This window comes from Moorena sp. SIO1G6 (assembly GCF_010672795.1).
Taxonomy (GTDB): Bacteria; Cyanobacteriota; Cyanobacteriia; order Cyanobacteriales; family Coleofasciculaceae; genus Moorena; species Moorena producens.
On sequence record NZ_JAAHFZ010000068.1, the window covers coordinates 1 to 13771 of the forward strand.

Here is a 13771-nt window from a genome sequence, read left to right on the forward strand (position 1 = left end):
ACCGCTGACCGCTGACCGCTGACCGCTGACCGCTGACCGCTGACCGCTGACCGCTGACCGCTGACCGCTGACCGCTGACCGCTGACCGCTGACCGCTGACCGCTGACCGCTGACCGCTGACCGCTGAATGCTTACGATTATCTGGCTCAACTTAGAATACTCTACCGGAAGAGGAATTTTTCAAAGATGATAGTCCACTGGTTATTAGGATAGAGCAGATATCGGTATAGTATTAAGAGCGACGGATAGCCGGTGAATATTGCTGTTTTAGTTAATGTCTGGTAAAATAACACCCTTCAAGGGCTGTGTGGGAGTGGATTAATGAAACCCCTATTTAAGGATACGCTGGCATGGGAACAAGCTCAACTGCTGATGCAACCTACGTTTATTCGTATAATAGACCAAATTGGGCGACAGTTGGAGCCAACAAACTGGAAAGTCACCTATCAAAACGTTACTACACCCATACCGGGCTATGAGATGTGTTTGGCACATCAAGATACTTCAGTAGCCATTAATTTATGGGATTTGTGTTTCCAAGTCTGTTTTCGTGACTATAAGCCCACCCAGTCTGAATTAGACACTCAGCCAGTAGAAATTGACCCGATGCTGATTGATCAGGCTGGTGAGGTGGATTGGCAGTGTCTAGATGCAAAAGCCAAACAGCTAGTAGAAGAAGTTGTGGCAGGATTGCCACTGGTAGATACCAATGACAAATGACCAATTGCTAGATGCCCAGCGCCTGGCTGGGGCAAAGTTTGAGTCGGTGGCTTCACGGATGATTCCCGTAAGCTTTGGCAATGATGCAGCAGGGATTGAAGCAGCCCGTCAGGGAGTTGCCTTAGTTGATTGTTGCCATTGGGGGTTGATCAAAGTATCTGGTGATGACCGACTACGCTATCTACACAATCAAAGCACCAATGACTTCCAAACACGAAGGCCAGGCCAAGGCTGTGAGACGGTTTTTGTCACATCTACAGCTCGGACTATTGACTTAGCTACTGCCTATATCTTAGCAGATTCAGTGCTATTACTAGTTTCTCCAAATTGCCGCCAGCAGATCATGGAGTGGCTGGATCGTTATATCTTTCCCATGGATCAAGTGGCATTACAGGATGTATCGGATCACCATGCTGTTTTATCCTTGATTGGACCGGTTAGTGATGCCCTCTTAACAGGCTTGGGTGTCGAGATATCAGGAGAAGATGCTAGTCACCAGCAACTGATGCTCGGGGATAATCAAGTCCGCATCGCTGTCGGGAGTTGCTTGGCAATGCCTGGATATACTGTAATTTGCCCTGCCGAGAATGCTGCCCAAGTTTGGCAGACCTTAACCACAGCAGGAGCAATCCCCATAGGCGATCGCGTTTGGGAACAGTTGCGTATCCAACAGGGACGCCCTGCGCCAGGTCATGAACTGACCGAAGATTACAATCCTCTCGAAGCTGGTTTATGGCAAAGCATTTCCTTTAGCAAAGGCTGTTACATTGGTCAAGAAACCATTGCGCGCTTGAATACCTACAAAGGAGTGAAGCAACGACTATGGGGTATCCGCTTAAGTGCTCCTACTGACCTAGGAAGTGTCATTACCGTAGATGGAGAAAAAGTGGGCAAGCTGACCAGCTTGACGGAAACTGACCAGGGAGTGTTTGGTTTAGCTTATATCCGCACTAAGGCTGGTGGTGCAGGGTTAAAAGTTCTCTTAGGGGACGTCGAAGGGGAAATTGTGCCTGTACCTTGCTTGAGTCATGACTATTATGATCCAAGTGCTGAGTAAGTTATCAGCAATCAGCAATCAGCAATCAGCCATCAGCCATCAGCCATCAGCCATCAGCCATCAGCGATCAGCGATCAGCTATTCCCGTAGCGTGGGCGTAGCTTGAGCCATTCCCGTAGCGTGGCCCAAAGGCCAAGACTGAGGGCTGAGGGCGGAGGGCTGAGAGCCTGCGAATGCTTACTGCGATAAAATGTAAGACTAAAGCATTCACACTCCTCCTTTGAGGACATCCAGTTTATGGCCCTGCCAATTGTTGCAGTTATCGGACGCCCGAATGTGGGGAAATCAACCCTAGTCAATCGTTTGGCCGGGGTGACCGATGCTATTGTCCACAACCAACCAGGAGTAACCCGCGATCGCACTTATCGCGCTGCTTTCTGGCAAGACCGAGACTACCTGGTTGTCGATACTGGCGGCTTAGTCTTTGATGACAATACCGAGTTCTTGCCCTTGATTCGAGAACAGGCAATGGCAGCTTTGGCTGAAGCTAGTGCAGCAGTGTTGGTGGTGGATGGTCAAGCCGGACCCACAGCTGGAGATGAAGCGATCGCACAATGGTTACGTATACAAAATACCCCAGTTGTGCTAGCTGTCAATAAATGTGAATCTCCCCAGCAAGGAATTATTCTAGCCTCCCAGTTTTGGGAACTGAATTTAGGAGAACCCTTCCCGGTCTCAGCAATTCATGGCAATGGTACAGGAGAATTACTAGAAAAGCTGGTTACCTACCTGCCGAATGTAGACAATATCCCAGAAATCCCAGAGATTAAAGTCGCTATTGTCGGACGCCCCAATGTGGGAAAGTCGAGCTTATTGAACACCCTCACTGGGGAAAATCGCTCCATCGTCAGTCCAATTTCTGGCACTACTCGTGATGCCATTGATATGGTAGTACAACGGTCAGCAGATCCAGAAAAGGGTACTGAAGCCCAAACCTATCGCTTGATTGACACTGCTGGCATTCGCAAAAAGAAAAACGTTACTTACGGACCAGAATTTTTTGGTATTAATCGTGCCTTCAAAGCCATTCGCCGCTCAGATGTAGTGCTACTGGTGATTGATGCTATAGATGGCGTGACAGAGCAAGACCAAAAACTGGCAGGACGTATTGCGGATGAAGGGCGTGCTGCGGTAATTGTAGTCAATAAGTGGGATGCCATAGAAAAAGATTCCTACACTATCTATGACTACCAAAAACAGGTAAAAGACCGACTGAGTTTTATCGAGTGGGCTGAAATCATATTTGTTAGTGCCATGACAGGCAAGCGAGTCGAAACAATTTTGGATTTAGTTGACACCGCTGCCAATCAACATGGACGTCGTGTCTCTACCTCTGTAATTAATGAAGTCCTACAAGAAGCCGTTAGCTGGTACACTCCTCCCACCAATCGCCAAGGGCGTCAGGGCAAAATCTACTACGGCACCCAGGTAAGAACTAAACCCCCCACTATTGCCCTGTTTGTTAACGACCCCAAACGCTTCAAAGAAAACTACCGTCGCTACATAGAGCGTCAGTTCCGCCAACAATTAGATTTCACCGGTACACCACTACGCTTACTGTGGCGAGGTAAAAAAGTCCGTGATGGAGAAGAAGCTCAAATCAACCTGAATCGAGCTACCCGTGTGTGACAACTAACCCCCTCGACCACTGCCCCACTCAGCACTCAGCACTAACATGGACTTATTGCGATCGCTTCCCATCGGACTGTATTTGGAACAACCAGTAACCTGGATGCATCACCTCGACTCCAGGGTCAAGATGTTTTGGTTGACCAGTTTTCTGATCGCACCCCTGTTGGCAAATCCCTACTCTAGGATCGGGTTATCCTCGTTACTGATTTTAATCACCTTATCTGCTAGGATTCCCTGGCGGGTGTGGCGTCAGCAAATGGGTTGGTTGTTGATGCTGGCATGTTTTGTCTTCCTGATCACTGCGATCGCTCCAGATGGTATGGCCATTGACCATCAAGTCAGACTACCTGAAGAACTCACCCTACCTCAACCTAGTGACTACCGTTATGTGATCTGGAGTGGTAAAGCCTTTACTATGATTAGTGTTACTATTACTCGTCGCTCAATAGATTTAGCGATCCGCATCAGCACAACTCTATTTATCCTAGTTTACAGTTCAAGTCTCTTCCTGCTTACCACAGCACCAGAAGAAATTACCGCAGGTTTAGAAAGCTTAATCAAACCCTTACGGCGTTTGAATGTTCCAGTTACCGAAATTCTGCTGACCTTAACCCTTTCCTTGCGCTTTATCCCCCTAGTGCTCGAAGAAGTACAGAATTTAGGTCGTTCCATACGCACTCGTGCTATCAACTGGAAAAAACTCGGTCTGAGCCGAAGCCTACAAGTTTGGTTAATGGTTGCGGAAAAGCTTCTGGAAAATCTGCTGTTACGGGCTGAGCAAATTGCTAGTGCCATGACTGTCAGAGGCTTTACTAGTCCCAATGAACATCAAGTGGAGTGGCATCAACTGCGCTTACGCTGGTGTGATTGGTTAGCACTGGCAAGTTTACTAGTATTTTGGGGAGTAAGATTAACCTGGGGTTGGAAAATTTGAATCTTTTGTGAAAAACATAGCTATGGTTTAATCTAGGTAACTTAAAGCAATCCCTAGGCTTTAAAACCGGAACAGTCAAAAGATATGTATCTCAGCCATCTCTATGACAAATCAATCACCGTCCGAGCGGACATCACCCCCAACAGCTCCTCAGCCAAGTCGTAAACCAATTCTAGACCTTGATGAATTACTGGCAATTATCGTAGCCTTCGCTACTATTGGTCTAATTCTGTTTTGGGGAACGAGGGGCAACCGGGGAAAATTTAGCTTAAAATCCGTTGATTCTCCCATAGCATCATCTAAGTCAACGGGGGAATCATCAATATTCCCAAGCCTTAAATCAATCACGGGTGGGGGTAAGTCATCATCTGCGCGTTCCTCATGGTCCAAATCAAGAAATCGTTCTTTGTTTAGGGGATATTCACCTGATCCAGCTACCGGTTTAATGCTTGGGTCAGCTCAACAAGATAACTCACCAGAGGACTCAGAAACTAATCAATTCCTGGGGCTATTCTCATCGGGGTACTCATCGACAGGATATCCCGACCGCACCATGGCTAAGGGCAAAGCCCGAGGCGATAGCACTACTGACGGTAGCACAGGTTCTGACAAAGCCGGATCAGATGGCACTACTGACGGTAGCACAGGTCCTGACAAAGCCGAATCCTCATCACAAACTATCCCTATAGATGTTAGCGATTTCCGCTCCATTCAACCAGCAGAGATTCCTAATAATCATTGGGCAAGTCCTTTCATGAGACCTCTAGCCAAGAAGAAGGTATTAATTAACTTACCGGATCAGAAATTTCAACCGGACAGACCGGTGACACGGGGAGAGTTGGCTGCTCAAATTCAAAAAGTGTTTAAAGAGCAGAAGAAGCGACAACGAGTAAATTATAAGGATAAACCTACTGATAAATCAGCCTCTAAAGCCATTGATGAAGCTACCGAAACCGGCTTCATGTCAGGATATCCCGGAGAGAAGTTCCGTCCTGAGCAAAAGGTTCCTCGTGTACAGGTTTTGGTTAGCCTGATTAGCGGTCTTGATCTTCAACCTTCATCGAATCCAGCCAAAACCTTACAGATTTACCGAGATAAGAATCAGATTCCTGAGTGGGCGATTGATAAAGTAGCAGCAGCAACAGAAGCGGGTATAGTTGTTAACTACAGTGACAAAACCTTGCTCAGACCCAATGAACCTGCTACTCATGCTGAAATGGTCTCTATGCTTTATCAGGCTTTGGTCAAATCAGATAAGGCTCAAGGGGTTTCCTCTCCATATATTGTAGCTCCAAAATAGAATTATCGGTAACCCGTTCAGGTAATGATTAGGCCATTTTAATCAACTTTATTGATTAGCCCGGAGTTAAAACTCCGGGCAATATTTTTTATGGGAATAGTAGGATAGCCATTTTCAATTGGGCTACCTTATTGGTTATAGGAAACAGGGAATAGGGAGCTTCCGAGCAGGGAGTAGGAAACAAAGAAAAAAATCCTGTGTACCTCATTACTATGACAAAGCCTTGTCAAGCATGAACCATTACCAAAGTGCTCTGACAGGTATCCCAATTGGGGTTCGAGGAGGAGTTGTCACTGTTGGCTGTACAGGAGTGGAAATGACAGTTCTCCGAATACGGTTCATCCGTTCGATACGCCTCTGTTGGAGAGACTCTAACACCTCGCTAACACTACTGGTAACCCTCCTAGTGTCTGAACTCGCCAAAGCAATTGAACTAACAACATTAACGATACGATTCCCAGCCATCAAGACTTGCTTACCTTCTATCAAATGCCATTGCCTGAGCTTGGAAGTCGGTAGCCAAACAGTTTGGCTCTCACCGTTGTCAAGCTTAACCTTTACCATATTGCCAACGATACTCTTGATAGTACCTTTGTTAAGCTCTTGCCCCCTATCTTGTTTGAGGATCCGGTTTTGGGCTTGTTCACCCATTGGATTAGCCTTAGCGGGAGCCATAGCAAGGGTACACAGCAGCAGTGACAAGGTAGTCCCTGTCCAGACATTCAAGTTTTTAATTTTCATCATCAACTTAACTTATATTTATGTTAATCGAAGGATTTAAAATTAACTAATCTACTGTAAAATCTACGGAAATCATAGATTTTTTCCGGAATATTTATCAGGAAATTTACTAATTTTTTATAAAAACAACAATTCTAACCTGGGTGTTAAGGTTTTTGGTAATGTGGCTTTTCAAGTCTATTAAAGTGATGTTATAAAGTTGTTATAAATAAAAAATCATTAGGAATGGTGAGAGGTAAATTGCTATCTCGGAGCTTAATGCTACTCTGCTTGAGTATAGTAATTCCAATACTTGATGGGCAACAGCAGGTAGCTGCCTCTGAAAAAACCAGTAGTCCTGACGCTACTACCAAAGAGGTTTTACATCAAAATCAATTGCCTGGAATTGAAGTCCCAAAATTGCCACCCCTTGGAGACCCGGATATATATCTTCCTCTAGAAGAAGACATCCCAGCAGAGGCTACTCAAATTACTCGTTTGGTGATTAAATTGAGTGAACGTCGTGTTTATGTCTATCAAGCGGCTCAAGTGCTAAACAGTTACCCAATTGCCATTGGTAAAGCGGGTTGGGAAACACCAACAGGCAATTTTGAAGTGATCCAAAAGCTTCAGGATCCAGCTTGGGAGCATCCCTGGACAGGTGAAGTAATTCCTCCAGGGCCGAATAATCCCCTTGGCGATCGCTGGATTGGTTTTTGGACTAATGGGAAGAATTATATTGGATTTCATGGAACAACTGCTGAGGAACTCGTCGGACAAGCTGTTTCTCACGGTTGCATCCGAATGCTCAATAAAGATGTCCGAGATTTATTTGAAAAGGTGGCTATAGGAACACCGGTAATCGTACAGCCTTGACATCCTCTCCGGGAATAGGTTAAACCCGAGACCTAGAGACTTGAGCCCTTAGCTCTTCATAATTATAAGATTATAACAGCTGAAAACCCCGTCACAAAGCGAGCGGGGATGAAAGCTTATAGCGGCTTGACGCGCCTTCTAGGAGTGGGAGAATTTCATCTTGTATCACTACAGAAAGTGTAAGCTGATGCGTATTTAAATTGGTTTTTCCCAGATCCGCTGTTCCCAGATCCGCTGTTCCCTTTGAGAGATTTAGGTATCCCAATCTAAATGCTGAACAGCTTAACAATGCCACTTGTCGTTTTGTTCTAAGTCTGCTAGCATAATAATATAGCAGAAGAGGTCGAGTTCTGATGATCATACTTGAGTTTAAGGCATACGGAAAAAAAGGACAGTATCAATCCATTGATGAGGCGATTAGGACTGTCAAGTTTGTGCGAAATAGCTGTCTTCGTCTGTGGATGGACAATCAAGGTCTAAATAAATATGATTTAAACAAATATTGTAAGACCTTGGCCAAGAATTTTTCATTTGCCAATGAACTGAACTCGACTGCTCGTCAAGCTGCGGCTGAAAGGGCATGGTCATCGATTGCTCGTTTCTTTGATAACTGCAAGAAAAAGGTACCTGGCAAAAAAGGCTTTCCCAAATTCCAAAAGCATTGCCGTTCTGTTGAATATAAGCAATCTGGTTGGAAAATATCTCCAGACAAAAAGTCTATTACATTCACCGACAAAAAAGGGATAGGAAGGCTTAGATTAAAGGGTACATGGGACTTGTGGCGTTTTGAAAAAAAACAGATCAAGCGGGTTCGGATAGTAAAAAGAGCTGACGGCTATTATGTTCAGTTTGGTGTTTCCGTTGATTGTACGGAAACTTTAAGACCTACTGGCAATACTGTTGGCTTGGACGTGGGGCTAAAAGAGTTCTATACCGACTCTAATAGCTATGCCGAACCTAATCCTCGATTCTACAGAAAAGGGGAGAAAAACCTTAAATTTTATCAACGTCGAGTATCTCGCAAAAAGAAAGGCTCAGCTAACCGTAAGAAAGCAATTAATAGACTAGGTAGGGCACACCTCAAAATAAGTAGGCAACGTCAAGAACACGCCAAGAGACTGGTTAGAAGTTACCGTAAGATAGTGGAGCCTTATTACAAAAGATTTAACCCTTTTATGCAAAGCCGAACACCCATAAAGGCTCCACTATCTAAGGTTTCGTCTCCGGCGCGTTGCGTAGTCCAATCTAACGATTTGGTCGCTTACGTTCGCGCAGCGTGCCGTAAGGCAAGATTTGAGAGTCAGGAATTTGGTTAAAAATCACTGTCTAGCCAAGTCTATTAATGATGCAGGTTGGTATCAATTCAGAAAATGGCTAGAACATTTTGGTCAGAAGTTTGGCAGGGTGACTGTAGCAGTAAATCCTGCCTATACTAGCCAGAATTGCTCTCAATGTGGCGAGGTAGTGAAAAAGTCTCTATCAACTAGGACTCATGCCTGCAAATGTGGTTGTCAATTAGACCGCGACCACAACGCTGCAATCAATATTCTTGAAAGAGCCTTAGGTACGGTGGGGCACACCGGAACCTGGATCATTGATCCGAACTCTTCCGGAGATCTGTCCTCTACTTTTCCTGACTCCGGTTTGGTTGAGCAAGATGGGTCGTTGAACGAAGAATCCCCGCGTATGCGCGACCGGGGAGTGTCAATAATTTTTCGATAGCGATGAGTTAAATAGATCCCACGCTTAGCGCACTCCCAATTGATTTGGGGTCAAAGAACCAATGGTGAAATTATTGCCCCTATACCTCGACTTGTGGTCTGTTGCTCCACTTCCGGTCTTGGAGAGTTTCACAACTCAAATCCGATTGTTATAGTTATGATGGTGTAGGTTAAACTAACCGAAAACTATCTAGAGAAACTATCTAGAGAAAATATTAAGGTCAGCACCCCCCTGTTGCCTAGACGGGGCTTCAAGCCTCCGAGGCTAGGTAGCAGGGTGAAAACCGCACTTGACGTTCGTTTTTCCGACCCGGCCCCCCATAAACGGGGTTTCCAAACTTCAAACTTGTTTTTTTATGAGTAAATCAATAATTGAGTTAGTTGATGAACTGTCAACAGATAGCCTAACCGTAAAAATACTGAACGCACTGGATTTTGTGATCCCAGGGGAGTGGGAAAACCTCGTGGGGTTTAACCACACCATTCGCAAGCTAACTGGGGAAGAGGATTACGAGGTGATTACGAAAATTCGCGATCGCGCCCTCGCCATCTACGAAGACCCCAATGAGGGATACCAAAAAGCCGTTGGAATTTATCAAAAGTTTGACAGAACTGACAAAGCGATCGCAGCAGCCGCTTTAGCTGACAAAGTCGGGGATACCTTTAGGTGGATCCCGTTTTTAGAGAAACTGACTCCTAAAGCTGACAAGCTTCAAGGGGTTGACTTGGGTCTGAAATTAGTGGGGGAATTACTTGCCCATAGCAAAATTCACAAGGTTGGCTTGAATCCCTTTGAGTTTGCCAGTTCTATCCGGGAAAACTATGATCAAGCTGCTCTGATGCGGATGGTAGCTTTAGTTTGCATTGATGGGGTAATTCCTCTTGGTGCAGACTTTGTGTCTAAAGTAGGAAATACCCTTGAAGAAGGAGATCAATCAGCCTTTGCCAACAATGATGAGTTTGAAGCCATCAGTGACTCAATCCCAGATGGCGATAAACAGGGATTCATTACTCAAACCTTTGATGCAGTTGGTGGCTGGATGGATAATTTAGTTTCCTCTGTTGGATTAAGCCGTGATTCACTGTCCGATAGTTTGGGGGGCTTTGTAGAAATTGCCGATGACAAGTTAGACTATGTGGCGGCATTTCTAGACGCTAGCACTAACTACTATGAGCATACTGGCATTCAAACCGTTGCGCGTCATTTAATTCTTCGTGCCGCTGAAGAAATTGACTAGGGTAGTGGTAACTGCTCACCCTAAATGATCAGTGATCAGTATAGATCAGTATAGACGTTCCATCAATCTACCCCAAGGGGACTCCCGTTATACCCGCAGGGTTAGCGGGAGGGGAATTGGGGACTGGATCTCTTGGGTTTCCTTAAAGTTTTTGCTAAGATAAATGTATGATCGCACCGTAAAAAGTGCCGGTTTATTCGCAAGCTGAAAAGCCTCTGTCTTGATGCAATAGCGAGTGGTTTGTTCGCGTTCGCCTTTGGCGTGGCCTACGGCCAAGCGTCGCCTTTGGCGATAGTTACCGTAAGACAGGCTCGCCTTAATCAATAAGTTTTAACCCTTTTTTGCATAACCTACCAACCATAAAGGCTCAACGTAATCAGGTTTCGTCTCCGGGGGAAACCACGGCAGCGCGGTCATGGGGGAGACCCCCAAGACCGCGCTGCCTCCCCAAGACCGCGCTGCATCGCTGCTAAAAGGGTAAACCAACTGTAATCTTGAAAAAGTAAGCCCAATGATTTTTTGAGTCGGAGGGTGTAGAGGCTGTTTGGCTCAGCCGTTAAGGGTTTTCTACTCTTAAGAATCCCAGCTCCTTTGGAGCCGCTACGCGAACACTATAATCTTTGATGAGCGTGATGGGAGTGTCAAGGAACGTCTATACTCAAAAAGGGACAAAATCTCCAATAGAATAGTACTAGAATAATAGTTAATAATACTTGAAGAAAATTTTAATTCCATCCAGTTGAGTACTGACCTTGACAATGCTGCAATACAAAGTTTCTAAGCTAACTGAGTCCCGTAACTTTGTATTAGTTGCTGCTGGATTAATTATTGCTTTAGCGGTAACAGGCTGTGAACAATGGGATTCATCTGACCGGATAAGTAGACCAACACCAGACAATTTTCCTACTCGTACCTTCCCGAGACCGAAACCTAGGCAGTCGCCACCAGGGATCAAGCAAGTTTTTTACGTGGATTCTCAACAGGGTACGGACACGGAAAACGCTGGTCTAACCACTGCTAATCCCTTCAAAACCATTACCTATGCCTTAAAGCAAGCTCGTCCCTTAGCTACTATCCAGCTAGCGCCAGGTCAGTACACCGTTGAACAGGGAGAAACCTTTCCCCTTAAACTCAAACCTGGCATGATTCTCCAGGGAAACAAGTCCCCTAGAGGTGAAGGAGTAGTTATAATTGGTGGCGGTCTTTACCTCAGTCGCACGTGGGCAGGTCAGAATGTAACGATATTGGCAGCTCAAGATGCTCAGATTCTGGGACTAACTATTACTAATCCTAATACCAGAGGGAGTGGTGTGTGGGTAGAATCCACCAATCCCATCATTCGCAACAATACCTTTATCAATAGCCATCGGGAAGGAGTGTTTGTTAGTGGTAAAGGAAACCCTCTGATTGAAAATAATCGTTTTGCCAATAACCAAGGAAACGGTATATCTGTAACTCGGGAAGCAACAGGAGAAATCCGGGGCAATATTATTGAGCAAACCGGTCATGGTTTGGCGATAGGGGGCAACAGTTCACCCTTGGTAGTAAATAATCAGATTCGTGACAACATTGACGGGGTGGTGATTGAAGGGTCTGCACGTCCTGTGCTGCGCGAGAACCAAATTATCAACAATAGTCGGGATGGCTTGGTAGCGATTAGCCAATCTCAGCCAGATTTAGGCACTGCTAGTACTCCTGGAAATAACCTTTTTGAAGGCAATGAACGTTATGACATTTACAATGTTACTGGCAAAAAGCTATTAGTAATTGGTAATCAGCTCAAGGGGGATGGAGTTGCCGCACTGCTAGAAGCTGAACCAAGTTCTCCTGAATTTCCTGAGGTGCGCTTTCCGTTGGCGAATTAAATTCGCCACGGGTCGCACCTGTAGACTTTGACGTTAATTAGTTTGGCTCAGTATGCTCCCTAAGCAATGCCGATTAGATTAGGATTGTTTTCATACTTTATTCACAATTGACATTTACAATGGTGTATGTTTTCCTGAGAGAAGTTTATAGTTAAAACAACTGAAAATGGGTCAATCAATTATTGAATTAGTTGACGAACTTCCAACGGATAATATAACCGTAAAAATCCTGAATGTACTGGATTTTGTTGTTCCGGGGGAATGGGAAAATCTCGTCGGTTTTGACAATACAATTAGCTCAGTTACAGGGGAAACAGATCCAGATGTGATTGAGTCAATTCGCGTACGCGCCCTTGAGCTGTACGAAGACCCTGATCAGGGATACCAAACAGCTATCTGGATTTACCAAACTCTTGACAAGACTGACACAGCGATCGCAGCAGCGGCTTTAGCTGACAAAGTTGGGGATACCTTCAGCTGGATTCCATTCTTAGACAGACTGACTCCCAAAGCTGACACCGTTCAATCTGTTGACTTGAGCATAAAACTAGTCGGAGAACTGATCGCTCATAGCAAGATTCACGGCCTTGGTTTTAATCCGGTAGATTTTGCTGCTTCTGTGGCAGAAAACTATCATAAGGAAGCTCTGATGCGGATGGTAGCCTTAGTTTGCATCGATGGTCTAATTCCTCTCGGTGCTGACTTCATGTCTAAAGTACGAAATAGTCTGGATGAAGGAGGGGAGTCCGCTCTAGGAGACAATCCTGCCTTTGCAGCTATCAGTGACTCAATTCCTGAATCCGATAAACAGGGATTTATCAGTAACACGTTTGATGCAGTTGGTGACTGGATGGATAATTTAATTTCCTCTACTGGGTTAAGCCCTGAGTCACTGTTTGACCGTCTGGGTGGCTTTATAGAAGTTGCTGATGACAAGTTAGACTATGTAGCGGCATTTCTAGACGCTAGCACCAATTGTTATGAGCATACTGGGATTCAAACTGTTGCTCGTCATCTGATTCAGCAGGCAGCTAAAGAGATTTGAGATTAAGTCTGGTTAATCACTTATCAAATAGTCCCTAAATTTTGGTGATTGGCATGAGGTAATGGGGAATCAGTAATATGACCACGATTCCCCATTGCACTAGTATCCATTATCCAGGAAATATAAAGATTATTTTTGAATTTATTTGTGCCTATTTTTGTGGCGTATAATGTTTTTTTTACGGGTTAAATTCAAACGTTTAATCATTCGATCGACTGTGGAACGACCAATTAAAACTCCCGTTTCTTCGGCTAACCAAATCCGGAGTTCATCTAACGTAGCATCCTGGTTTTTGATGACAAGATCTCGGAGAATATTTAATTGCTCTGGGGTAAGTTTTATCGGAGTTTGTTTAGTTCTAACTTTGGGAGCAATATTTCCGGTTTCTCGATACTGTTTGAGTAATTTTTGAACAAAGCTTAAGGCAACATTAAACTGTTGAGCAAGCTTACGTTGAGAGATATTGCCTTGATTATAAGCATCAATAATTTTTTGTCTAAGGTCAACAGAGTAGGCTTTCATGGTTTTTTAGGAGAATTATCTGAGCTATCCTCATTGTACCTGATTAGCTTGGTAAACGCTAGATTTTTTTATGCCAAAACATTGGAGCCTGGTAAGCATATGCGCTACTTGAGATGCTATTTGAGGTGCCGTCAGCTGTCA

Annotated in this window: 13 protein-coding genes and 3 pseudogenes; 10 read left to right on the plus strand and 6 right to left on the minus strand. The window is 44.8% G+C overall.

Features of this window, described 5'->3' with window-relative positions:
- Both F6K63_RS37460 and F6K63_RS37465 read right to left on the minus strand, forming a co-directional pair.
- Positions 1 to 67 (minus strand): annotated as a pseudogene (locus F6K63_RS37460) (hypothetical protein); the annotation flags it as partial.
- A pseudogene (locus F6K63_RS37465) lies at positions 61 to 150 on the minus strand (hypothetical protein); the annotation flags it as partial. The pseudogenes F6K63_RS37465 and F6K63_RS37460, both read right to left, overlap by 7 nt.
- A 171-nt stretch (positions 151 to 321) precedes the next feature.
- Between F6K63_RS37465 and F6K63_RS31970 the strand changes: the two are divergent.
- Complete coding sequence (locus F6K63_RS31970) at positions 322 to 720, plus strand: hypothetical protein (RefSeq protein ID WP_008190663.1); 399 nt, start codon at positions 322 to 324, stop codon at positions 718 to 720.
- On the plus strand, positions 710 to 1777 hold the full coding sequence (ygfZ, locus tag F6K63_RS31975; protein WP_008190662.1) for a CAF17-like 4Fe-4S cluster assembly/insertion protein YgfZ: 1068 nt from the start codon (positions 710 to 712) through the stop codon (positions 1775 to 1777). The genes F6K63_RS31970 and ygfZ overlap by 11 nt, the downstream gene beginning before the upstream one ends.
- Positions 1778 to 1844: 67 nt before the next feature.
- Here the strand turns inward: ygfZ and F6K63_RS31980 are convergent, their stop codons facing one another.
- Positions 1845 to 1988, minus strand: coding sequence for a hypothetical protein (locus F6K63_RS31980; RefSeq protein WP_287314323.1), 144 nt, complete (start codon positions 1986 to 1988; stop codon positions 1845 to 1847).
- Between the two features lie 26 nt (positions 1989 to 2014).
- Here F6K63_RS31980 and der point away from each other — a divergent pair, with 26 nt between their 5' ends.
- From der to F6K63_RS31995, 3 genes are all read left to right on the plus strand, one after another.
- Positions 2015 to 3406: a ribosome biogenesis GTPase Der gene (gene der, locus F6K63_RS31985; RefSeq protein ID WP_008190660.1), complete on the plus strand. Its 1392-nt coding sequence runs from the start codon at positions 2015 to 2017 to the stop codon at positions 3404 to 3406.
- Positions 3407 to 3452: 46 nt separating this feature from the next.
- Complete coding sequence (locus F6K63_RS31990) at positions 3453 to 4343, plus strand: energy-coupling factor transporter transmembrane component T family protein (RefSeq protein WP_008190658.1); 891 nt, start codon at positions 3453 to 3455, stop codon at positions 4341 to 4343.
- 103 nt (positions 4344 to 4446) lie between these two features.
- Positions 4447 to 5643: an S-layer homology domain-containing protein gene (locus tag F6K63_RS31995; RefSeq protein WP_287294614.1), complete on the plus strand. Its 1197-nt coding sequence runs from the start codon at positions 4447 to 4449 to the stop codon at positions 5641 to 5643.
- 240 nt (positions 5644 to 5883) lie between these two features.
- On the opposite strand, the gene F6K63_RS32000 is transcribed toward F6K63_RS31995, so the two are convergent.
- The gene (locus tag F6K63_RS32000) at positions 5884 to 6387 is read right to left on the minus strand and encodes a hypothetical protein (RefSeq protein WP_131827103.1); all 504 of its coding nucleotides are present in this window, start codon (positions 6385 to 6387) and stop codon (positions 5884 to 5886) included.
- A gap of 267 nt (positions 6388 to 6654) precedes the next feature.
- On the opposite strand from F6K63_RS32000, the gene F6K63_RS32005 reads away from it, so the two are divergent.
- The 3 genes and pseudogenes from F6K63_RS32005 to F6K63_RS32015 all read left to right on the plus strand — a co-directional run bounded on the left by F6K63_RS32005 (position 6655) and on the right by F6K63_RS32015 (position 10198).
- Complete coding sequence (locus tag F6K63_RS32005; RefSeq protein ID WP_287314325.1) at positions 6655 to 7239, plus strand: L,D-transpeptidase; 585 nt, start codon at positions 6655 to 6657, stop codon at positions 7237 to 7239.
- A 353-nt stretch (positions 7240 to 7592) separates the two neighbouring features.
- A pseudogene (locus F6K63_RS32010) lies at positions 7593 to 8961 on the plus strand (RNA-guided endonuclease InsQ/TnpB family protein).
- 355 nt (positions 8962 to 9316) lie between these two features.
- The gene (locus tag F6K63_RS32015; protein ID WP_008190642.1) at positions 9317 to 10198 is read left to right on the plus strand and encodes a hypothetical protein; all 882 of its coding nucleotides are present in this window, start codon (positions 9317 to 9319) and stop codon (positions 10196 to 10198) included.
- 87 nt (positions 10199 to 10285) lie between these two features.
- Here the strand turns inward: F6K63_RS32015 and F6K63_RS32020 are convergent, their stop codons facing one another.
- Positions 10286 to 10522: a hypothetical protein gene (locus F6K63_RS32020; protein ID WP_131827104.1), complete on the minus strand. Its 237-nt coding sequence runs from the start codon at positions 10520 to 10522 to the stop codon at positions 10286 to 10288.
- A 434-nt stretch (positions 10523 to 10956) separates the two neighbouring features.
- Here F6K63_RS32020 and F6K63_RS32025 point away from each other — a divergent pair, with 434 nt between their 5' ends.
- Both F6K63_RS32025 and F6K63_RS32030 read left to right on the plus strand, forming a co-directional pair.
- A complete protein-coding gene (locus tag F6K63_RS32025; RefSeq protein ID WP_287296336.1) occupies positions 10957 to 12063 on the plus strand; it encodes a DUF1565 domain-containing protein in 1107 nt (368 codons plus the stop codon).
- Between the two features lie 166 nt (positions 12064 to 12229).
- Positions 12230 to 13108 (plus strand): hypothetical protein, encoded by an 879-nt coding sequence (locus F6K63_RS32030; protein WP_008190639.1) that lies wholly within the window; start codon positions 12230 to 12232, stop codon positions 13106 to 13108.
- A gap of 141 nt (positions 13109 to 13249) precedes the next feature.
- Here the strand turns inward: F6K63_RS32030 and F6K63_RS32035 are convergent, their stop codons facing one another.
- Positions 13250 to 13630, minus strand: coding sequence for a helix-turn-helix domain-containing protein (locus F6K63_RS32035; protein ID WP_008190637.1), 381 nt, complete (start codon positions 13628 to 13630; stop codon positions 13250 to 13252).
- Positions 13631 to 13771 lie beyond the last annotated feature (141 nt).